16 protein-coding genes and 1 pseudogene are annotated in these 21,603 nt (G+C 64.8%); 7 read left to right on the top strand and 10 right to left on the bottom strand.

Translation table 11 applies throughout. The annotated features are described in order from the left end of the window. Window positions 1–537 (bottom strand): annotated as a pseudogene (locus GTP69_RS19330) (efflux RND transporter periplasmic adaptor subunit); the annotation flags it as partial. 180 nt (window positions 538–717) lie between these two features. Between GTP69_RS19330 and GTP69_RS19325 the strand changes: the two are divergent. Both GTP69_RS19325 and GTP69_RS19320 read left to right on the top strand, forming a co-directional pair. Next, window positions 718–1,401 carry a response regulator transcription factor gene (locus GTP69_RS19325; RefSeq protein WP_161056381.1) on the top strand — a complete coding sequence of 228 codons (684 nt, stop codon included), beginning with the start codon at window positions 718–720 and terminating at the stop codon, window positions 1,399–1,401. Continuing rightward, entirely contained in the window at window positions 1,394–2,791 is a 1,398-nt protein-coding gene (locus tag GTP69_RS19320) for a sensor histidine kinase (RefSeq protein WP_161056380.1), read from the top strand. The genes GTP69_RS19325 and GTP69_RS19320 overlap by 8 nt, the downstream gene beginning before the upstream one ends. 17 nt (window positions 2,792–2,808) lie before the next feature. Here GTP69_RS19320 and GTP69_RS19315 read toward each other — a convergent pair whose 3' ends face one another. The 3 genes from GTP69_RS19315 to GTP69_RS19305 all read right to left on the bottom strand — a co-directional run bounded on the left by GTP69_RS19315 (window position 2,809) and on the right by GTP69_RS19305 (window position 7,499). Next, on the bottom strand, window positions 2,809–5,013 hold the full coding sequence (locus GTP69_RS19315; RefSeq protein ID WP_161056379.1) for a TonB-dependent receptor plug domain-containing protein: 2,205 nt from the start codon (window positions 5,011–5,013) through the stop codon (window positions 2,809–2,811). Between the two features lie 165 nt (window positions 5,014–5,178). After that, the gene (locus GTP69_RS19310; protein WP_161056378.1) at window positions 5,179–6,489 is read right to left on the bottom strand and encodes a sugar MFS transporter; all 1,311 of its coding nucleotides are present in this window, start codon (window positions 6,487–6,489) and stop codon (window positions 5,179–5,181) included. Between the two features lie 101 nt (window positions 6,490–6,590). Next, on the bottom strand, window positions 6,591–7,499 hold the full coding sequence (locus GTP69_RS19305) for a LysR family transcriptional regulator (protein WP_161056377.1): 909 nt from the start codon (window positions 7,497–7,499) through the stop codon (window positions 6,591–6,593). Between the two features lie 108 nt (window positions 7,500–7,607). Between GTP69_RS19305 and GTP69_RS19300 the strand changes: the two genes are divergently transcribed. Next, window positions 7,608–8,342 (top strand): SDR family NAD(P)-dependent oxidoreductase, encoded by a 735-nt coding sequence (locus GTP69_RS19300; protein ID WP_161056376.1) that lies wholly within the window; start codon window positions 7,608–7,610, stop codon window positions 8,340–8,342. 136 nt (window positions 8,343–8,478) lie between these two features. Here the strand turns inward: GTP69_RS19300 and GTP69_RS19295 are convergent, their stop codons facing one another. The 3 genes from GTP69_RS19295 to GTP69_RS19285 form a co-directional block, all read right to left on the bottom strand. Further along, window positions 8,479–9,654, bottom strand: coding sequence for a GGDEF domain-containing protein (locus GTP69_RS19295; protein ID WP_161056375.1), 1,176 nt, complete (start codon window positions 9,652–9,654; stop codon window positions 8,479–8,481). Window positions 9,655–9,721: 67 nt separating this feature from the next. Next, a complete protein-coding gene (locus tag GTP69_RS19290) occupies window positions 9,722–10,672 on the bottom strand; it encodes an alpha/beta fold hydrolase (RefSeq protein ID WP_161056374.1) in 951 nt (316 codons plus the stop codon). 46 nt (window positions 10,673–10,718) lie between these two features. Further along, a complete protein-coding gene (locus GTP69_RS19285) occupies window positions 10,719–11,936 on the bottom strand; it encodes an MFS transporter (protein ID WP_161056373.1) in 1,218 nt (405 codons plus the stop codon). 162 nt (window positions 11,937–12,098) lie between these two features. On the opposite strand from GTP69_RS19285, the gene GTP69_RS19280 reads away from it, so the two are divergent. Next, window positions 12,099–12,704, top strand: coding sequence for a TetR/AcrR family transcriptional regulator (locus GTP69_RS19280; RefSeq protein WP_161056372.1), 606 nt, complete (start codon window positions 12,099–12,101; stop codon window positions 12,702–12,704). A gap of 14 nt (window positions 12,705–12,718) precedes the next feature. Here the strand turns inward: GTP69_RS19280 and GTP69_RS19275 are convergent, their stop codons facing one another. Then, entirely contained in the window at window positions 12,719–12,940 is a 222-nt protein-coding gene (locus GTP69_RS19275; protein WP_161056371.1) for a 2-hydroxymuconate tautomerase family protein, read from the bottom strand. Continuing rightward, complete coding sequence (locus GTP69_RS19270) at window positions 12,928–14,313, bottom strand: MFS transporter (RefSeq protein WP_161056370.1); 1,386 nt, start codon at window positions 14,311–14,313, stop codon at window positions 12,928–12,930. Before GTP69_RS19270 ends, GTP69_RS19275 begins: the two co-directional genes overlap by 13 nt. A gap of 97 nt (window positions 14,314–14,410) precedes the next feature. On the opposite strand from GTP69_RS19270, the gene GTP69_RS19265 reads away from it, so the two are divergent. Beyond that, a complete protein-coding gene (locus tag GTP69_RS19265; protein ID WP_161056369.1) occupies window positions 14,411–15,280 on the top strand; it encodes a LysR family transcriptional regulator in 870 nt (289 codons plus the stop codon). A 3-nt stretch (window positions 15,281–15,283) separates the two neighbouring features. Here the strand turns inward: GTP69_RS19265 and GTP69_RS31110 are convergent, their stop codons facing one another. Continuing rightward, window positions 15,284–15,553, bottom strand: a complete 270-nt coding sequence (locus GTP69_RS31110; RefSeq protein ID WP_202424487.1) for a hypothetical protein — start codon at window positions 15,551–15,553, stop codon at window positions 15,284–15,286. A 203-nt stretch (window positions 15,554–15,756) separates the two neighbouring features. Here GTP69_RS31110 and GTP69_RS19260 point away from each other — a divergent pair, with 203 nt between their 5' ends. Together GTP69_RS19260 and GTP69_RS19255 are read left to right on the top strand one after the other, a co-directional pair. Further along, window positions 15,757–16,140: a response regulator transcription factor gene (locus tag GTP69_RS19260; RefSeq protein WP_158288086.1), complete on the top strand. Its 384-nt coding sequence runs from the start codon at window positions 15,757–15,759 to the stop codon at window positions 16,138–16,140. Beyond that, window positions 16,137–21,602 carry a trifunctional serine/threonine-protein kinase/ATP-binding protein/sensor histidine kinase gene (locus GTP69_RS19255; RefSeq protein ID WP_161056368.1) on the top strand — a complete coding sequence of 1,822 codons (5,466 nt, stop codon included), beginning with the start codon at window positions 16,137–16,139 and terminating at the stop codon, window positions 21,600–21,602. Before GTP69_RS19260 ends, GTP69_RS19255 begins: the two co-directional genes overlap by 4 nt. Window position 21,603 lies beyond the last annotated feature (1 nt).

The following is a 21,603-nucleotide window of genomic DNA, read 5'->3' as shown; positions in this document are numbered from 1 at the left end:
CGCGGCGGCGCGGGCGGCTTCGGCGGCGGCGCTGTCGTAGTCGCCTTGCGCCTGCTCGACGTCGCGTTTGGCGGCGATGTCGGACTGCGCCAGTTCGCGCTGGCGCGCCAGGTTGCGCTGCGCCAGAGATAGCGCGGATTGCGCCTTGGCGTTATCGGCGCCGGCCTGCGCCATGTCCGGCGCATCCATGGTGAACAGCACCTCGCCCGCCTTGACCTCGTCGCCCAGCTGTTTGTTGAGGCTGACGATGCGGCCGGCCAGCGGCGGCGTTACCTTGACCAGCCGCGCCGGATCGGCCTCCACCAGCGCCGGCAGCGTAAACGGCGCGGCGATGCTTTGCTCATCGATGGCGGCCGCGGTCAGCGACCGCCTCAGCGGAGACTGCTCCGGTATGCGCAGCAGATCGCCCTCGTGCACCAGCGACGGCACGTCGGCCGGCGGCGCGGTCTCGCTGGCGTGGGTGGCGTACAGGCGCATTGCAGCCGCGACCAGCAGGGTGGACAAGGACAGTTTCAACAGCGTGGCTTTTTTCATCATGTTTCTCCGGAACGCCGGGCAAAGCGCGGCCTGTGTCCCTCGGTGGGGACACGCTAATCAAGGGGGAGGCTGGAATTGACGCTATGGTACGAAAATATGCTGCACCGCATCCTGAATTCTTCTTCAGGAAAGACGGCCGGGGCCGCTGGTATACTCCGGCAGTCGAGTCGAGGGCAACCCATGCACATTTTGTTGGTAGAAGACGATCACAAGGCAGCGCGTCTGCTAGCCCGCGGGCTGGAGGAAGAGGGCTACACGGTCAGCGTGGCGCATGACGCGCACGAGGTCGACGCCGACGTGCTGGCGCGCGCCGACCTGGCCATCCTCGACTGGATGTTGCCCGGCAAGGACGGCATCACGCTGTGCGGCGAATGGCGCCGGCGCGGCCTGCAACTGCCGGTGCTGATGCTGACCGCCCGCGACGCCTTGGCCGACCGCATCGCCGGCCTCAATACCGGCGCCGACGATTACCTGACCAAGCCGTTTGAATTCGAGGAATTGCTGGCGCGCGTGCGGGCGTTGCTGCGGCGCTCGGTGCGGGTGGCGCCGGTGCTGCTGCAAGTAGCCGATCTCAGCATCGATCCACAGACGCATGCGGTGCGTCGCGGCGGCGCCAACCTGGACCTGACGCCGAAGGAATACGCCATCCTGGACTTCCTGGTGCAGCACGTGGGCGAGGTGGTCAGCCGCGCGCAACTGGCCGAGCAGGTGTGGCACGCCGACTTGATCGCCATCGACAACCTGATTGACGTGCACATAAAGAATTTGCGTCGCAAGGTGGACGCGGCCAGCAGCATACCGCTGATCGAAACCGTGCGCGGACGCGGTTTCCGTCTGGCGCCGCCGGGAGCGCCTGATGCTTAGCCTGCGCCGCCGCCTGGTGCTGATCCACTTGCTGGCCACCGTGGCGACGGTCGGTGCAACGGCGGTGGGCGGCTGGTGGCAGTTGTCGCGTTCGGTGCGCGGACAGCTCGATTCGGCGCTACTGGCGCTGGCCGATACCGAAGTCGGCATGCTGGCCGACACCAACGGCACGGCGGTGCGGGTGCACGAAGCGGCGGCCGGCAGCGCGCCGCTGTCGCTGACCCGGCTGGACCGGCTGGTGCAGATCATCGACGGCGATGGCCGGGTGCTGGCGCGCAGCGCCAATCTGGGCGGCGACAAGCTGCCGGTGCCGCCGCGTCTGCTGGCGCAACTGGCGGCCGGCGAAACCTCTTTCGACACCTTGCCCGACGCCCGCGAGGAGCCGTTGCGCATGGTGTCGGTGCCGGCGCTGGTCGATGGCCGGCGCTACGTGGTGCAGGTGGCCGGTTCGCTCGACGATGCCGACCACATCCTGCAATCGGCGGCGATTTTGTTCGCGGTGATGGCGACCGCCTTGCTGGCGCTGGTCGGCTGGGCCGGCGCGCGGCTGTCGCGTAAAACCTTTGTGGCGATGGAAAACATCGTCGACCAGGCGCGCAAGATCGGCGATTCCAGCCTGGACCGGCGGCTGCCGCATCCGGGCAACGATGACGAGATCGGCCATCTGGCCGATACATTGAACGCCATGCTGGGGCGGATTGAACAGGCGTTTGAGGTGCAGCGGCGCTTCACGGCCGATGCCTCGCATGAGCTGCGCTCGCCGTTGTCGCGGCTGCGCACGGAGATCGAAATCACGCTGCGGCGGCCGCGCTCGAATGAGGAATACGTCAGCGCCTTGCGCTCGTGCCTGGCCGAAGTCGGCGGGCTGACCATGCTGGTGGAAGAACTGCTGATGCTGGCGCGGCTGGATGCCGGACAGCAACTGGGGCAGGTCGAGCTGGCCTCACTGTCGATGCTGGCGCAAGACACCATCAGCCGTCTGGCTGCGCCGGCGGCCGAGCGCCGCATCGAGATTTTGTTGCAGGACGAATTGGCCGAGCCGGTGCAGGTGGACCGCGCGCCGGTCAGCCTGGTGCTGCGCAACCTGCTGGAAAACGCGCTGAAATTCTCGCCGGCCGACGGCCACATCACCGTGCGCCTGCAACGCGGCGCGGCGGGCGTGACCTTGTCGGTGGAAGACCAGGGTCTGGGCATCGCCGAGCACGAACTGCCGTTCCTGTTCGAGCGCTTCTTCCGCGGCACCGGCGCGCGCGCCGGCGAGGTGGACGGCGTCGGCCTCGGGCTGGCCTTATCGCAAGCCATCATGCAAGCCTACGGCGGAAGAATCGAAGCCGAAAACGCCACAACAGGCGGAGCACGTTTCACGCTCTTTCTGCCGGGCGCTGCTTAATACAATGGTGGACGTGCTCAGAATTTCATTTCCAGCGTCGCCCGCAGCATCGGCCAGCTCGGATAGAGGGTGCGGCTGCGCTGGGTCCCGCTGCCCGCGACGGTGTAACTGCTTGCGTAGATGAAATCCTGTCCAAGCAGATTGGATGCCACCACGCGCAGCTGGGTCGTGGCGTTCAACTTCGACAGCAGGTACAAGTCCAGATCGCGGCGCACGCTCTCGTAGGTGACCTGGACGTCTGACACCCGCACTTCACCGCCTTTCTTGAAGACGAAGCTGCCGCCGATGGTGCTGGCGCCGAGATTGTAATCGGCGCCCAGCGTGGCCGACAGCGGGGTCTGGTTCAGCAGGCGATTGTTCGGCCCGGGGATCGTGTCGACGCTCGACCAGTTGCGCGACAGGCTGCCACGCAGGGCGAGCGCGGTGGCGGTGTCGATCAGGGCCTTCAACGGCAATTTGGCTTCGAGCTCGATCCCGCGCGCGCGGGCGCGGCCGGTGTTGATCGGCAGCGAGACCCATCGATTGCCATCGAACACGGTCTGGTTGCGCGTGCTGTTGTCGATGTTGCGGGCCGACGCGCTCACCGATACCAGCGCGCCCTCGCTCCAGTAATGCTCCCAGCCGCCCTCGACGCCGAGCGCCAGTTCCGGCCGCAGGTCCGGGTTGCCGATCGAATCGGGATTGGTCTGGCTGTTGTTGGCCGAAGTGAAACGGTGCGGTATCAGGCTTTGCACGGTGGGCGCGCGGTAGGTGCGGCTGAGCGCGAAGCGCAGCTGGTCGCCTTTCGTGTTGGGGAGCTTGTACAGCGTCTGGAACAACGGACTGAAGACACGCGAACGGTTGGCCGCGTCCGCAAATGTATTGCCTTCGACTCTGGTCTGGATGCCTTCCCAGCGCGCGCCGAGGTACACCGACCACTGCGGCGTGACGTTCCACTCGTCCTGGCTGTACACGGCCAGGCGCGCGACATTGGCGGTGTACAGCTCGTCGCCTTCCGGCAGCGAGACGTCGGGCTGGTCGGCGTCGCGGACACGGCGCGCGTCATGCGATCTCATGTAGCCGCCGTCCCAGCCGAAGGCGAGGGCGTGACCTTCCCAGCTGGCGGTGGTGATCTTGCCCAGTATAGTCACGCCGCGCACGTTGTTGTCGGACTGGACCAGTTCATGCAGCCCGCCCGCCGCCGGGCTGCCGGCGGCGTTGCGGTACATCGTATTGGCGGCGGAGCCGGCGGTGGCGCTCAGTTTGGCATCGAGCTTGGCGCCAGAGGCGTACTTGTGCGTCCAGTTGAGTTCCTCGCGCAGCAGCTTATTGTCGTTGCTCATGGTCTGTTCGAGGTCGGGATAGTCCGGAGGAGGGCCCAGCTCGGTATCGACCAGCGTGTGGACGTTGTTCTGGAAGTGGCCAGTCGTGACGAAGGTCTGCGAGACCAGCGCGTTGTCGTTTTCCAGGCTCCACACCAGTCGCGGACTCAGGTTGAGCCGCGTGACGCGCCCATCCTGGGGCAGCTTGCCCACGCGCCGGCCGTCCTGGATGCCGGCCGGATCGACGTGCTCCTCGACGTTTTCCACCGTCCGGGAAAAGCGCTCGCGCGTGACATTGGCCGTGACCGACCAGGCCAGGCGGCCCGTCTTGTCGGCGAGCTGCAGGTTGGCGTTTGGCCCTTTGGCGTCGTAGGCGTGCAAATAGCCGATCTTCAGTTCCCGCTGCCCGGCCTTGACTGTCTTCTTCAGCACGATGTTGATGGTGCCGGCAATCGACTGGGTCGAGAATTCGGCACTGGCTGCGCGCAACACTTCGATGCGCTCGATGAGGTCCGGGGAAAGCGTATCGAGAGTAAAGCCGGGCGGGGCTTTTTCGCCGTTGATCAGGATCTGTGTGTATCCACCCCCCAGGCCGCGCATCTGCACCTCGCTGCCACGCCCGCCGCTGCCACTGACCGTCACGCCTGGCACGCGCTTGAGCACATCGAGCACACTGGTGTCGCCATACTTGACGATCTCGTCATGGCTGACCACGATCTTGCTGGCGGTGTCGTCGCGGCGCGGATCGTAGGCGTCGGGCGCGCCGCGCACCGTGACCTGCTGGATGTTTCTGTCCTTCGCGCCCTGATCGTCCGTGGACGCGCCAATGTTCTTGGTGATCGCGGATTGCAGGGCATGCGCTGGCGAGGCGGCCAGCGTCATGGACAAGGCGGCCGCGATTGCTGCGGCAAGTAAATTCATGCGCATGAAACATCCCAATGTACGAAAGCGTTCACCTTAGGCGATGGCTGGGCGGCGGTCGATGCAATTGCGGCGACCCGTGCCTATGTTGCGGTAAGTCGGTCAGCGCATGACGCAAAAAAAATGCCCGCACTGGGCGGGCATCGTGTCGCAGCGGCGGTCTGTCTAGCCTGCTTTGGCGTCCGGGAAGGCGTTGGTGGCTTTCGAGCCCCACAGCGCGTAGAACAGCACGTACAGTTCGCAGGCCGCCGTCAGCAGGAAGGACAGTTGCAGGCCGACGGTGTCGGCCAGCCAGCCTTGCACCACTACCAGCGCGCCGCCGGCGATCGCCATGATCAGCAGGCCGGCGCCTTCTTCGGTCATCGGGCCCAGGCCCTTGATGCCCAGCGTGAAGATGGTCGGGAACATCACCGAGTGGAACAGGCCGACCGAAATCAGCGCCCATAGGGCCACGCTGCCGGTGCCCAGCGCGGCGATCATCATGACGATGAAAGCGCCAATCGCGCAGAAGGCCAGCACGCGCTCGGCGGTGGTCTTGTTCATCGCCCAGGCGCCGATGAAGCGGCCGATCAGCATGCCGCCCCACAACAGGAACAGGTAGTGCGCGCCTTGTTCATGCGACAGGCCGCCGATTTCCGGCTGGCCGGTGAAGTTGATGAACAGGTTGGCCACGCCGATTTCGGCGATCAGGTAGATGAAGATGGCCGGAATGCCGAACACCAGGTTGCGGTGCTTCCACAGCGACATTTTCTCGCGCTCGGCGTCCGAGACGCGGCTGGTGGCGCCGTGGTGCATCTTCGGCATCGGGAAACGGGAAATTACCAGCGCCAGGATCACCAGCACGCCGGCCACGATCAGGTAGGGCAGTTGCACGGCCTGGGCGTCGGCCAGCTTTTCAGCCTGGGTCAGTACATGGCCGACTTCGGCGGTGCCGGAAGCCGAGCGGCCCAGAATCAGGTAGGCGCCGAACAGCGGTGCCAGCGTCGCACCCAGCGAGTTGAACGCTTGCACCAGGTTCAGGCGCGACGACGCCGTCTCCGGCGAGCCCAGCACGGCAACGTAGGGATTAGCCGACACTTGCAGCAAGGTGATGCCGCAGGCGATCACGAACAGCGCGCACAGCGTCACGCCATACGACGGCAGCCGCGCGGCCGGAATCATCAGCAGGGCGCCGACCGCCATCATGCCCAGGCCGAAGACCATGGATTTCTGGTAGCCGATGCGCTCGATCAGGCGCGCCGACGGAATCGAGGCGAAGAAGTAGGCGATGAACCAGACCGATTCAATCAGCGTGGTCTGGGTGTAGTTCAGGTCGAACACGCTGCGCAGGTGCGGGAGCAGGGTGTTGTTGATGACGGTGATGAAGCCCCAGGTGAAGAACAGGCTGGTCAACAGGGACAGGACGGCGCGCGGGCTGGCGCCCGGACTGGTCTGCGGTGCGGCGGAAACGGCAGCGGTGGTGAGTGGTGCGGGCATGGATGTCTCTAGAAGTTTTCTTAACCTCTTATGCTATCGCAGGGTGCGTATGTTCTCCAATGCCAAAAAAATCATTATCAATACCATTTGGGTATAGCAGCTCAGGTTAAGTTGCTTAGGAGGAATTCTACGAAGGTGCGCACCCGCAGCGACAGGTGGCGCGCGTGCGGATACAGCAGGATGAACGGCCGCGAGGTGCCGCCGTGCTGCGGTAGCAGTTCAAGCAGCGCGCCGCTGGCCAGGTCCTGTTCGACGATGAAACGGTAGGTTTGCACCACGCCGGCGCCGCTGCGCGCCAGGGTGACGATGCCGAGCACGTCCTCTGAGCAGCATAGGCCGCCTTCGGTCACCACATCGACCTGTTGGCCATCCTGCATGAACGGCCACGGAATGCGCTTGCCGGTGCTGGGCAGGTCGAATTGCAGGCATTCGTGCCGCGCCAGGTCGGCCAGCGAGGCTGGCGTGCCGGCGCGCTTGAGGTAGGCAGGGGCGGCCACCAGCACCAGTTCGGCGTCTTCCAGCTTGCGGGCGATCAGGTTGGAATCGGCCGGCGCGCGGCCGCGGATCGCCAGGTCATAGCCCTCGTCGGCGAAGTCGATGTTGCGGTTGCTGACGTGGATGTCGATCGTCACTTCCGGATAGGTGCGGCGGAATTCGCCCAGCAGCGGCAGCAGCCGGTAGTGCGCATACGGCGTCGGCGCGCTGATGCGCAGCGGGCCGGACGGCTGGACCTGGGCGCCGGTGATCTGCCGTTCGGCCTCGGTCAGCTGCGACAGCGCCTGGCGGCATTGTTCGAAATACACGCGGCCGCCGTCCGTCAGGCGGATCTGGCGCGTGGTGCGGACGAACAGGCGCACGCCTAATCGTTCCTCCAGCCGTGACACGGAACGGCTGACGGCGGCCGGCGTGACGCCAGCGGCAGTGGCGGCGGCAGTAAAACTGGACAGCTCGGCGGCCAGGCAGAACAGTTCTATGCTGCCCAGCAGCACATCATCGAATTGGCGTTTCATGGCGGTTTATTCATTACATGGTGTATCTATTGTCTTGTGTTTCCATGTCTTTATCAAGGTTCTGCGCAAAAGTATAGTTTGCTCACACCAACCTTGAAAGGAAACATCATGAACAAGACAGTCATCGTTACCGGCGCATCGAGCGGGATCGGCTTTGCCGTCGCCGAGGCTTATCTGCAACGCGGCTACAACGTAGTCGGCAATGCGCGCACCATCGAGCGCCTGAAGGACGCGTCGGACAAGCTGGGCAATCCGGCCAATTTCCTGCTGGTGCCGGGCGATATTGCCTTGCCGGCAACGGCCAAGGCTTTGTTCGAGCGCGCCGTGGCGGCGTTCGGCAAGGTGGATATCCTGATTAATAACGCCGGCATTTTCATCGCCAAGCCGACCACCGACTACACGGAACAAGAGCTGGACGAGCTGCTCAACACCAACCTGAAGGGCGTGTTCTTCCCGACCCAGCAGGCGGCCGCGCACATGAGCGCGAATAAATCCGGTCACATCGTCAACATCACCGCCAGCATCGCGATGCAGCCGAATGTCAAAGTGCCCGCGCTGCTGCCGGTGCTGATCAAGGGCGGCCTGAACCACGCAACCCGCGCGCTGGCGATTGAGCTGGCGGCGTCCAACGTCAAGGTCAACGCGGTGGCGCCGGGCATCATCGCCACACCGATGCATAGCCAGGACGACGCCACCCAGGCGTTCTACCGCACCCTGGCGCCGAGCGGCCAGACCGGCGTGACGCAGGACGTGGTCAACGCCGTGCTGTACCTGACCGAATCCAACTTCACCACCGGCACCATTTTGCCGGTCGATGGCGGCGGCAGCGCCGGCACCTGGTAAATCAAAGGAGAGCTACCATGCCAAGTGGAGACCGACAACTGGGGCGTCAATCGCGAAAACATCACCACGCGCCGCCAGCGTGAGAAAGTACCCAAATAAAGCTGCTGTACGTGGGCGATCCCGTGTGCTTGTGGTGCTATGGCTTCGGCAAGGAAATGACTGCGCTGTCGAGCGTGTGGCCACGTCCCTGTGCCTTGGCCTGGTACAAAGCGACGTCGGCGCGTTGCAGCATGATCTCGATGGCGTCGGCGTCGTGGATGCGCATGGCGACGCCACCGCTGTACGACAGCCCGAAGCCCAGTTCCCGAGCCGAATGCTGCGTCAGCCATTGACGCAGGCGTTCGTCGTAGGCCATCACCGCATTGAGGTCGGCGCAGTTGAGCAACACGCAGAATTCCTCGCCGCCGTAACGGCAGAACAGGTCGCCGACACGGCTCACGGCGCGCAAGCCGGTGACGAACACTTGCAGCGCGCGGTCGCCGACGCCATGACCGTGCGTATCGTTGATTTGCTTGAAATAATCCAGGTCAAGCAGCAACACGCCGAGCGATTGCCGGTAGCGCACGCTGTTGGCCAGATCGATGGTGGACTGCAGCAGCCAGGCGCGGCGGTTCAAGGCGCCGGTCAGGCCGTCCAGCGTGGCCAGCCGTTCGAGTTCGCGCGCCGCCTCGTCGCGGTGCGCCAGCAGGATGGCCACCACGGACAACACCATCATCGCGTTGGACGACAAGGCGAACACCTGGTTGACCACGTGCGGCGCATAAAAATTGGGAAACTCGGCGGTGTAGAACGCACCGAGCACGGCGCGACAAACCATCACCGCCATCTGGATCGACAGGCAGATCACCAGCAGCCAGCGCCAACGCCCGATCGGCACTTGCGGCTTGCGGCACAGGCTGGCGATCACGGTGGCGATCTGCAGGGCCAGCAGGCCATTGGCCCAGCCGGTGCGGAACGCATAGTCGGAATAACCGATGCCGTAGCCGACCGTCATCACCACGGCGATGGCGGCCGGCAAGCGCGCGTTCGGCTGGCGGCCGCACCACAGTTCGAAGGCGATGGCGTTACATACCATGCCGCCGGAGACGCTGGCCATGGCCAGCGTCGACAGCAGCTGGTCGGCCCAGCCGCCGCGCGGGAAGGTGCTTGACGACAGCAGGAAAATCCAGCCCGCCGTTTGCAGCACGATGCCCGCCTGCGCGCAACGCGCGGCGCGGTTGACCCGGCCCATGAAATACGGCAGCGCCACCGCCATGATCGACAGGTTGAGTGTCATGGCGATGAACAGGGAAGAGATGTCGATTCTTAACACTTACTACACTTTCAAGATAACTCCAGAGTTGCGTATTATCTCAACTATTTGGAGTCACTTGAATTTGTCACGGTGCGTACAGGAAAACCGACACTGTCTCATTCAGCTTTACCGAGCACTCTTCCGGCAACCAGTGGCCACATCCTTCCAGTACCTTGCCGGTGACGTTGGTGGCGTAGCGGCGCAGCATCTCGGTTTCGTATGTTCCCATTCCGCCATGACCGCCGCCGCCAATCGCCAGCATGGGAATGGTGATCTTCGTTTTAGCCAGTTGCTGGTTATCCTTCACGCCCTGGTTGAGTACGCGATAGTATTCAAACGAGGCGTTCAGACTATGGGGTTTGGCGTAAGACTTGCCATACAGGTTCAGCAATTCTGACGTGAACGCGGCCTTGTTGCTGGCATGCTCCTTGATGAAGTGCTCGATGAAAAATCGCTCCTTGCCGGCGATCAGGGTCTCGGCCAGGCGATTCTGCGCGGCGAAGAAGCTGAAATGCCAGACCAGCGATTCGCCCTCTGGAGTGAAGGCCGGGAAGCTATAAATACTTTCTTCCGGAATCGGCGCTTCCATGTACACGGCGCGGCGTATCGTGTCCTGGTGTTCGACCAGCATCGGGTAGGTGTTCCAGATGCCGATGTCATGCGCTACCAGGTCGAATTTCTGGTCGCCGCTGAATTGCCGGGCAAGCTTGTACAAAATTGGCGCAACGTCGGTGGCCCTGTATGACGCCGGCACGGACGACTGGCCAAGTCCGGGCAGGTCGGGCGCGACCACGGTGTACTTCCTGGCCAGCTCCGGCATCAACTGATGCCATTCATACCAGGTCTGGCCGAAGCCATGAACCAGGTACACCAGCGGACCGGCGCCGCCTTTTACATAGTGCATGTTGACGCCGTCTATGGTCTGGTATTCGCTGCTGAACCCCGGCGGCAGGGGAAATTCCTCGGCAGCGAAGACCTCAGTGGATAACGCCATGGCGCAGGTGGCGAGCAGGGTGGTTGCAAAACGTCGATACATGATGTGCTTTCTTGAGAGTGAAAATAGGAGTAGGGCGTGGCGGTGGTTAGTGGCCAACAGCCGGTGTCAGCGCGGCACGTCGGCCGGCCGGGAAACCATGAGCGCGGGCAGACCACACGACTGCGAGACCGGCAAGGGATAAGCCGAGCACGGCCCAAGGGAACGCCGATGCGCCCCAAGTGTCGAGCAGCACGCCGCCCAGGACGCCGGCGCCGGCGATGGCGCTATTCCACGCCACGACATTCATCGATAGCGCGACATCGGCGCCATCACCGGCACTGTCGGCCAGCGCGGTTTGCAGCAGCGTTGCGGCGCCACCGAATGTCAGCCCCCAGATGGCGGTGCCGATGTAAATCACGGCGGGCTCGCTGGCGGCCCAGATGAACAGCAGCGATACCAGTGAAAACAGGGCGAGACTGGACAACACCGCTCCGCGCAAGCTGCGGTCCACCATTCGGCCGATGGCCCAGATACCCAGCAGCGCCGCAAGGCCAAAGGTCAGCAGCACTGTATCGATGCGGTCGGTCAGGCCGGCCTGGGCGACAAACGGCGCGATATAGGTGTAGAGAATATTGTGTGCCAGCATCCACAGGATGACCGTGGCCAGTACCGGCCTGACGCCCGGCGTGGTGAACACGGCGTGCATCGACGTGCGTTCATTGCTTGCGTTGCCCGGATAGTCGGGGACTTTAGCCAGCACCCAGACAATCAATAGCACGGTCAGGCCCGACATGATGTCGAACGCGTTGCGCCAGCCGAACGCCTGTCCCAGCCATGCACCCAGCGGCACGCCCAGGGCCAGTGCGATGGGCGTACCCACCATGGCGATGGCCATCGCTTGCCCTTGCTGATGCACTGCCACCATCCGTCGCGCGTAGCCTGCCAGCAGGCTCCAGGCGAGACCGGCGGACGCGCCCGCAAAAAAGCGCGCGATCAGCGTCAGCCAAAAGATCGATGACACGGCGGTGATCAGATTGAAGACCAGAAAGCCGACGATGGTCAGCAACAGCACGTTGCGTCGCCGCCAGCCTGCCGTGGCGATGGTCAGCGGAATCGCCGCCAGTACCGAGCCGACGGCATAGGCAGTCACGCTTTGACCTGCGACTGCCTGAGTGATGTTCATGTCATCCGCCATGAGGGGCAATAAGCCGGCGGGCAAGGTCTCCGAGGCGATGCAAATAAAGCCGGTCATCGCCAGCGCGAGCAAGGCGGCAACCGGCAACTTGTCCTGCGCGTGGCCGTGGTCCGAGTGTGTGTGATCCATCGTGTTCCTGTTCGTGAAAGTAAAGTGAATCGGTAAGGCGTGGTTGTGCTGCTATACTTATGTATCGATCGGTATATAAGTTGGCGTATGTTATTCAGCCCGTCCGAGCTTGTCAATTACTTTTGTACCGTTTAGTATCTATGTAGTGAAGAGGAGAACGTTATGGCACAGATGGGCCGCCCCCGACAATTTGACCGCGACCAGGCGCTGACCAGTGCCATGCACTTGTTCTGGGAGAATGGATACGAGGCCACCTCGTTAAGCCAGTTGAAGACTGAACTGGGCATTTCGGCGCCGAGTTTTTATGCGGCGTTCGGCTCAAAGGAGGCGCTGTTTCAGGAAACGGTCGCGCTCTACCTGCAGCGCTACGGTACCGTCATGGAATGTCTGTGGGATGCGCAACTGGCGCCGCGCGTTGCCATCGAAACGGCATTGCGTGCGTCCGCGCGCATGCAGTGCGGGCCTGGTCATCCGAAAGGTTGCATGGTGGCGCTGGGTGTGATGAGCGCGGGAGCGCCCGACAAAGCGCTGGTGACCGCCGGATTGACGGCGACGCGTGCCCGCAACCGGAATGGTTTGCTGGCGTGCGTCCGGCGCGGCATCGAACAGGGGGAGCTTGCGAGCACCACCAACCCGACTGCCTTGGCAGCGGCTTTCGAAAGCTTTCTTGTCGGTCTATCGACCCTCGCGCGCGACGGTACGTCGCCGGAAAACCTGGACGCCGCCGTCACCAACATCCTGCTATTGTGGGATTGCGCGAGGAAATGAGGAGGGAGTAAGGCTTACGACTTGGCCGCCGCGTCCTTGGCGCGCTGGCGCAGCGTGGTGACGGCGGTGCCGCCGACGCCCCAGTTATCGGTCTCCACCTCGTCGATGATGACGAAGGTGGTGGCCGGATTCTTGTTCAGCACCTTTTGCAGCAGGTCGGTCACGCCCTGAATCAGTTCCTGCTTCTGCTCGGCGGTGGCGCCCTCATTGGTGATGCGGATATTTACGAATGGCATAACTTTTCTCCTTGGTTAAAATTGGTCGATACGGCCAGCAGCGCGCCGCCCAGCAGCAGGACGGTCGACACGCCCAGCGCGATCTCGATGCCCGACAGGATAGCAGCCGTGGCCGGCGCCGCCACCAGCGCGCCGTAGACCGCCACTCCCATCGCGCCACCGACCTGGCGCGCCGTGTTCAATACCGCCGACGCCGTGCCGGCCTGATGTTTTTCAACTGAGCCGAGAATGGCGGTCGTCATGGCCGGCACCGCCAGTCCCATGCCGGCCGGGATCAGCGCCAGTCCCGGCAGCATGGCCCAGAAACTGGCCGAGGTCGAAATCCCGAACACGCCGAGCAGCGCATAACCGATGCCACCGAGCACGCCGCCAATAATCATCGGCCGTCGCGAACCGACCCGCGATTGCAACCAGCCGCTGGCGATGTTGGCGAACAGGAAGGTGCCGGTCAGCGGCAGGAAAATCAGGCCGGCATGCAGCACCGAAAAGCCGCGCACCTGTTGCAGGTAGAAGCTCAGCACGAAGATGATGCCATAGTAGGCAAAGTTGACGAAAACGCCGAACAGTACCGCCGGCGAAAAACCTACCAGCTTAAACAGCTGCAACGGCAGCATCGGCGCCGCGCTGCGCGCTTCCACCCTGACGAACAGCACTGCCGCCACCAGCGCCACGGCGAATGCGCCCAGCACCGCTGGATGCGTCAGGCCCAGCGCATGGACTTCGATCACCGCGCCGATGAAGGCAGTCAGCGCGATCACCGCCAGCAACTGGCCAGGGATGTCGAAATGGCGGGCTGGACCGTTGTGGCGGATGACTGGCACCACGCGCAAGGTCAGCCAGAAGCCGATCAGGCAGATCGGGATATTCACCCAGAAGATGCTGCGCCAGCCGAAGGCCGACATCAAGATGCCGCCCAGCACCGGCCCGGCGGCAATCGAGACGCCGCCAGCGGCCGTCCACCAGGCGATGGCCTTGGCCAGCAGCTTGCGCTCGTGCGCGTAGACGGCGTTGAGGATGGATAGCGAGCTGGGCACCAGCAGCGCAGCGCCGATGCCTTGCACCGCGCGCGCCAGGTTGAGCGCCAGCGCGTCGGGCGCCATGGCGCAGGCCAGCGAGGCGGCGGTGAACAGGCCGAAGCCGGTCAGGAACACGCTGCGCGAGCCGAAACGGTCGCCCATGGCGCCGGCCGACAGCAGGAATACGGCAAAGCCCAGCGTGTAGGCGTCCACCACCCATTGCAGCTGGCTGACGCCCGCTTGCAGCTCGCGGCCGATTTCCGGCAGCGCCACGTTGACGATGGTGACATCCAGCTGGACGATGATGAAGGCAAAGCTGCAAGCGAGCAGTATGGCCAGTGAGGGCGTGGTTTTCATAATGGTGCTCCAGAGGTCGATGTTGCCAATATAGACCTGATCACGCATCATTAAAAATGAATTATACTGAATGAATAATTCTTTTATAGAGAATGATATGGAACTCTCATCCCTGCGCATCTTTAAAACCGTGGCCGAGGAGGGCGGCGTGACGCAAGCCGCCGCCCGGCTCAACCGCGTGCAATCCAATGTCTCGGCCCGGCTGACGCAGTTGGAGGAATCGTTGGGCGTCAGCCTGTTCCACCGCTCCGGGCGGCGCATGCTGATCACCGAGGACGGCGCGCGGCTGCTGGCCTACACCGAGCGGCTGCTGCAACTGGCGGATGAGGCGCAGGAATCCATGCGGGGTGACCGTCAGCCGTCCGGCCAGTTGCGCATCGGCTCGATGGAAACCACGGCTGCCGCGCGCTTGCCGCTGGTGCTGGGGCAATTTCACCGCCAGTATCCGCAGGTGGACCTGGTGCTGGATACCGGCCCCACTGATTATCTGTTGCATGCGGTGCTGAATCACAAGGTGGATGTGGCGCTGGTGGCGGCGCCGGTCGAGCGGCCGGAGCTGGTGCAGTTGCCGGTGTTTGACGAGGAATTGGTATTGCTGACCGACAGTCTGCACGGCCCGGTCACGTCGCCGGCCGACGTGGCCAAGCGCACGCTGCTGGGGTTTCGCAGCGGTTGTTCTTACCGTCGAAGGTTGGAGCGATGGTTTGCCGAGGGCGGCGTGTCGCCGGCGCGGATTGCGGAGTTTGGGACGTTTGAAGCGATTATCGGCTGCGTGGCGGCCGGCATGGGCGTGGCGATGATGCCGAAAGAAGTGCTGAAGCAGCGCGAACTGGCGAGATCCGTGCGCGTGCATGCGCTGCCGGACGATGTCGCGCGCGTGCAAACCATGCTGGTCTGGCGGCGCGACATCGCCCAACACGCCGCCCGCGATGCTTTCGCGGCGGCGTTTAGCTCACTCAAGAACTGACGCTTAGCGGTTAGCTGGCGGCGGTTCGGTGGTGGCCGGTGGCGTGGTGGCTGGCGGTGGTGCGTTCGGATCTGGCTGGGTAGCCGTGCCGCCTTCCGTGGTCGGCGTGTTGGTCACCGGCGGCGTAGCTGGTGCCGGAGTGGCCGCTGGAGCCGGGGTCGCTTCCGGCACCGGTGGCGGCACGTCAGCATCTTTTTTCTTGCAGCCGCCCAATACGGCAGCGGTAATGAGCAGGGCACAAGCAAACTTACCAGTAAGATGGAACTGTTTCATGGTGGACTCCTGTTGATGGGTGATTGCTATCTTAGCCACTCCAGCGGCCTAATCGTATCGGCGTGACTGCACTGCGTTTGTAGGACAACTGCCCGTCCTATGCCCAAGCTACCTATACGGATGGATACTGCCCTCGGCCGAAAGGGCAAGGTATGATGGCAACCGAACCATCGAATAGCCCAATACATGAACCGAGAGACACTATGAGCGTGCGGCCTGCACTGATTTGCGTCGTGGATGACGACGACGGCGTGCGCCAGGCACTGGACAACCTGCTGACCTCCGCCGACTACATTCCGCTGTGCTTTGAGTCGGGTGAGGCCTGCCTGTCCTATGCGCGGCTGGGCGACATCGATTTCGCCGTGGTGGACATCAAGCTCGGCGGCATGAGCGGCTTCGAACTGCAAGCCAGCCTGAATGCGCTCGACCTGAAGCTGCCGCTGGTGTTCATCAGCGGCCACGCCGACCAGGCGATGGAGCAACTGGCACTGCGCGCGGGCGCCATTGCGTTGCTGCACAAGCCGATCGACGTCGACCGCCTGCTGGCGCTGATCGAACAAACGTTGTCCGGGCGCGACGGCGCATGAACCTGGACGACTACACGTTCCAACCTCTCTATCAGGACGGCGTGCTGGCCACCTTGCGTGGCCATTTAACCGCCGGCCACGGCGCAATCCTGATCACCACCGCCGCCTGTGAGCGCGACGCCGCCGAAGCGGCCCTGTACCTCAACAACGAATACGCGCTGCGCGAGCGCCTGTTGCCGGCGTGGTCGCGCGCGCCGCAAGGGCTGGCGTGGCACAACGGCGTGATGGCGCTGATTTATCCCGATGCCGGCGACACGCCGCTGTCGCAACGCGCCGCCGGTCCGCTGGCGCCGGACGCCTTCCTGCCGCTGGCGCTGAGCATCTGCGGTACGCTGCGCGGCTTGCACGACGCTGGCCTGCTGCATCAGAATATCAAGCCCGCCAACATCCTGACCGACAGCGCCGGCCACTGCCGCCTGACCGGTTTTGGCGTGGCCCGCGTCGGCGCCGCCCATACGCGGGCCGCGCAGTCGGACGTGGTGCGCGGCACGCCGGCGTATATGTCGCCCGAGCAGACCGGCCGCACGCAACTGGGCATCGACGCCCGCAGCGACCTGTATTCGCTGGGCGTGACCTTGTACGAACTGCTGACCGGCCGTCTGCCGTTCCTGGGCAACGCCAGCGCGGCGGCGGGCGAGTGGATGCATGCGCACTTGGCGTCCGAGCCGTCGCCGCCGCACCGCGAGCATGCGGCCATGCCGGTGATGTTGTCCAAGGTGGTGCTCAAGCTGATGGCCAAGCAGCCGGCCGAGCGCTATCAAAGCGCGGCGGCACTGGAGGCCGACCTGCGGCGCTGCCTGGACGCGTGGCGCGAACGGGGCCAGATTCCGCAATTCCAGCTGGGGCAGGGCGGGGCGCCGGCGTTGCGCTTCCCGGCGCGTCTTTATAGCCGGGACGACGCCATGGCCGCACTGCTGGCCGCGTGGCAGCAGGTGGTGGCCGAAGGCAAGGAGGTGCTGGCGCTGGTGCACGGGCCGTCCGGCGTCGGAAAATCGGCATTGGTGGCGCAGTTTTTGCGCGATCCGCAACTGCGTAGCGCGTCGGTGGCCAGCGCCAAGGTCGACCAGTTTGGCGGCACCGCGCCGTATGCCGCGCTATCGGCTGCCTTGCGCACGCTGGTGCGCCGCATTCTTGGACAGAGCGCGCAGGAAGTGGCGTTCTGGCGCCAGCGCGTGCAGCAAGTGCTGGCCGACCACGCCGAACTGGCGATCGCACTGGTGCCGGAGCTGGCGCTGCTGGCCGGCGATGTCGCCAACGCTACCACGTCCGCCGCGCCGGAATCGCCGGCGCGTTTGACGATGACCGTGTTCCGGCTGTTGCAATTGTTTGCCGTGCGCGAACGGCCGCTGATTCTGATGATCGACGATGTGCAGTGGCTTGATGCGGCCAGCCTGCAAGTGCTGGATCAATTGCTGGAACAGGCCAGCGGCCTGCCGTTCCTGCTGCTGTTGACCAGCCGCGCAGCTGACGGCGATGCGCTGCCGCCAGCCGCCGCGCATCTGCGCACCCGCGCCCAGCAGGCGGTGGAGATCGCGCTGCCGGTGCTGACGCCAGCGGCGCTGCAAACCATGCTGGCCGAGGCCATGTCCGCCGACCCGATGCAGATCACCGAACTGGCCGCGCTGGTGTACCAGAAAACCGCCGGCAATCCGTATTTTGTCCAGCAGTTCGTGCAGACCGCTGTCGATGAAGGCCTGGTGGCGCGTGATGCGGCCAGTGGCGAGTGGCGTTTCCGTTTGTCGGAAGTCGGCGCGCTGCGCTACACCGACAATCTGGCCGACATCGCGCTGGGCCGGCTGGCGCGGCTGCCGTCTCCGACTCGTCGCATGCTGGGCGCCTTGGCCTGCATGGGCCGCAGTGGCAGCACCGCGCTGCTGCGCGCTTTGTACGAACTGGAAGAGCGCGAGATCGACGGCTTGCTGGCGGTGGCGGTGGAAGCCGACGTGCTGCTGGCCGACGCCGACGGTTACGTCTTCACCCACGACCGCTTGCAGGAAGCCGCCTACGCCGAGCTGGATGGCGAAGCGCGCCAGCGCCTGCATGTCCGTCTGGCGCGCCTATTGGCCAGCGCCGCGCTGGAGAATGCACGCGACGACTTGCTGTTCGGCGCCATGGACCATCTGCAAAAAGCCGTGCACCTGGTGCCGGCCGAAGAGCGGCAAGAGATGGCCGCCATCGGCCTGACGGCAGGCCGCAAAGCCCGCCGCGCCTGCGCCTACCTGCCGGCGCTGTCCTACCTCAGCATGGCGCGCAGCCTGCTGGATGCTGGCGACGACAACGCAACTGAGCGGCTGGCCTTCGACCTGGCGCTGGAGCAGGCTAGTTGCTATTTCTTCAGCGGTAACCTGGATGCCGCCGCCGCCATGGTGCCGGCCCTGCGCACTGGCCCGTCGGCGCCGCGCGTGCAAGGCCAGGTGCTGCGGCTGGCGGCCGATATCGCCACCCGGCGCGGCGACTACGCGCTGGCGGTCAGCCTGATTCTGGAAGGCCTGCGCGCCTTCGGCATCGACATGGCCGCCGATCCATCCGACGCCGAATGCGAGCGCGCTTACGCCGCGTTGCGCGCCAGCCTGCAAGGCGATTGGCGCGGCTTGCTGCGCGGCTTGCCGCAACAAACCGATCCCGATACCGCCGTCTTGATGGCGCTGTTATCCAGCCTGCTGGCGCCGGCCACCTTCACCTCGCAATCGCTGCTGTTCCTGCACCTGTGCGCCACGCTGCAAGTGAGCCTGGAACACGGCATGAGCGGCGAAACGGCGGTAGCGCTGGCGTGGTTCGGCGTGCAGGTCTGCCATCGCTACGGCCACAATGAAGACGGCTTTGAGTACGGCATGGCGGCCCGCGCGCTGGTCGAACAGCACAGCTACCGCGCCTACGCCGGCTTCGTGCTGCTGGGCCTCGACCAGCTCAGCGTGTGGACCCAGCCGCTCGGCTTCGCGCTCGATTGCGCGCAGGCCGGCTACGACGCCGCGCTGGCCGTTGGCGACCTGACCACGGCAGCCTTCGAAGCCTGCCACCGCACCTGCATGATGCTGACGCGCGGCGACAAGCTCGATACGCTGTCCGGTGAAATCGCCCGCGCCCGCGCTTTCGTCGGCAAAATCGAATTCCGCGACGTCGAGGGTATCCTGCAAGTGCAGCAGGACTTCGTCGACCACCTGCGCGGCGTCAGCGGCGAAGGCGTGCTGCAACCGCCAGCCGGCGCCGACAGCATGGCCACGCTGCGCTTCTGGCATTGGCTGTACCTGGCCATGGCGGCCTTCCTGGAAAACGACATCGCCAAGGCGCGCGCCAGCCTGGCCGAAGCGGCGCAACTGGCGTGGTCCGCCCCCGGCCATCTGCACCTGATGGAGTTCCACCTGTTCAGCGTATTGAGCCTGTGCGCCGACCCGGTAGACGATGATGCGCTAGACGCGCACGTCGCCGCCCACCTGGCGCCACTGGCCGCATGGGCCGAGTCCAATCCCGCCACCTTTGCCGACAAATACGCGCTGGCGCAAGCCGCCATCCGCCAGCGGCAAGGCGATGCCTTCGGCGCACTGGCGCTGTACGACCAGGCCATCCGCCACGCCCACGCGCAAGGCTATGAACATTGCGCTGCCGTGGCCCACGAACTGGCCGCCGCCTTGTGCCGCCAGCACGGCCACGTCACCGGCGCCCAGGCGCACCGGCTGGCGGCCATCGAATCCTACCGGCGCTGGGGCGCCCTGCGCAAAGTGGCCGAGCTACAAGGGCAGGAACGCTCGCCGCACGCGCCAGGGCAGGGCACCGGCGTCGCCGCGCAGGACACCATCTCCATCGTCGAAACGGCGGAGATCCGCAACATCGACAGCGTGATCCGTGCCGTGCGCGCACTGTCGGAAGAAATCCAGACCGCGCCGCTGGTGCGCACGCTGATGACCATCGCGCTGGAACACGCCGGCGCCCAGCGCGGCCTGCTTATCCGCATGGATGGCGAAACGCCGCTGATGGAAGCCAGCGCCGTGCTGGGCGAACATGGCATCCAGATTGACCTGCGCCAGGCCGCGCCGGGCGAACTCGATCTGCCCCTCACCATGCTGCACACCGCCATGCGCACCCTCAAGCCAGTCGGCGTGGCCGGCGCGCCGCGTGCCGCGCCGTGGGACAGCGACGCCTATCTGCTGTGCTATCCGCGTTGCAGCGCCATCTGCATCCCGATGCTGAAGCAGGCGCGCCTGGTCGGCATGCTGTACCTGGAAAACCGGCTGGCATCGGCCGCCTTCACCAGCGAGCAGGCGGCGGTGCTGTCCCTGCTGGCCGCGCAGGCGGCGGTGTCGCTGGAGACGGCCGGCCTGTACGCCGAACTGCTGGACGAAAACCAGCAGCGGCGCCAGGCCGAGAAAGCGCTGCGCGAAAGCCGCGCCACGCTGCTGCTGGGAGAACAGATCAACCGCAGTGGCAGCTGGACCTGGGACCTGGACCGGGGCATGCTCAATTGCTCGCCGGAGTTCTGCCGCATTTTCGGCTTCGACCCGGCGCAACCGCAGGTCAGCCTGGCGGCCTTTATCGAACGCGTGCACCCGGACGACCGCGAACGCGTCACGCGCGCGCTGGACCGCGGCATCGAACACCGCCATGCGCTGCGGGTCGACTACCGCCTGCTGGATGCCGACGGCAAGGTGCGCTACCTGACCGGCGCCGGCGAACCGTTCGGCGTCAACGACAACGCCGTCTACGTCGGTACCACGGTGGACGTGACGGCGCGCCGCGCGGCCGAAGACTCGCTGCGCCACACCCAGGCCGAACTGGCCCGCGTGGCGCGCGTGACCACGGTCGGCCAATTGACGTCGTCGATCGCGCATGAAATCAACCAGCCGCTAATGTCGATTTCGTCCAACGCCGGCGCCAGCCTGCGCTGGCTGGAACGCGATCCGCCACAGCTGGACCGGGTGCGCGCCGGCTTGCAGGAGATCGCGGCCCAGAGCCAGCGCGCCGGCGGTATCATTCGCGGCCTGCGCGCGCTGACCCGCAAGGCGCCGCAGGAATCGGCGCCGTTCGACCTGCACGCCACCATCCGCCACATCATCGGCATCTCGCGCGCCGAGCTGGAACGCCAGAACGTGGCGGTGACGCTGGCGCTGAACGCGGTCAGCGGCTGGGTCGATGGCGACACGGTGCAGCTGCAACAGGTGCTGCTGAACGTGGTGGTCAATGCGCTGGATGCGATGAGCGAGGTACAGGACCGGCCGCGCAGCCTGGCCATTACCACCAGCACGCAGGACGGCCAGCTGGCGGTGCGGGTGGACGACAGCGGCAGCGGCCTTGATGAAGAAGGCGCGGCGCAGATGTTTGAAGCGTATTTCACCACCAAACAGGATGGCATGGGCATGGGGCTGGCGATCTGCCGCTCCATCATGGAAGCGCATGGCGGCACGATCTCCGCGCAACCGCGCCAGCCGCATGGATGCAGTGTGTTATTCAGATTACCGGAGCGAGTTTGAT

The sequence above is a fragment of the Duganella levis genome (assembly GCF_009857605.1).
Taxonomy (GTDB): Bacteria; Pseudomonadota; Gammaproteobacteria; order Burkholderiales; family Burkholderiaceae_D; genus Rugamonas; species Rugamonas levis.
This window is presented reverse-complemented; position numbering and strand designations above follow the sequence as displayed.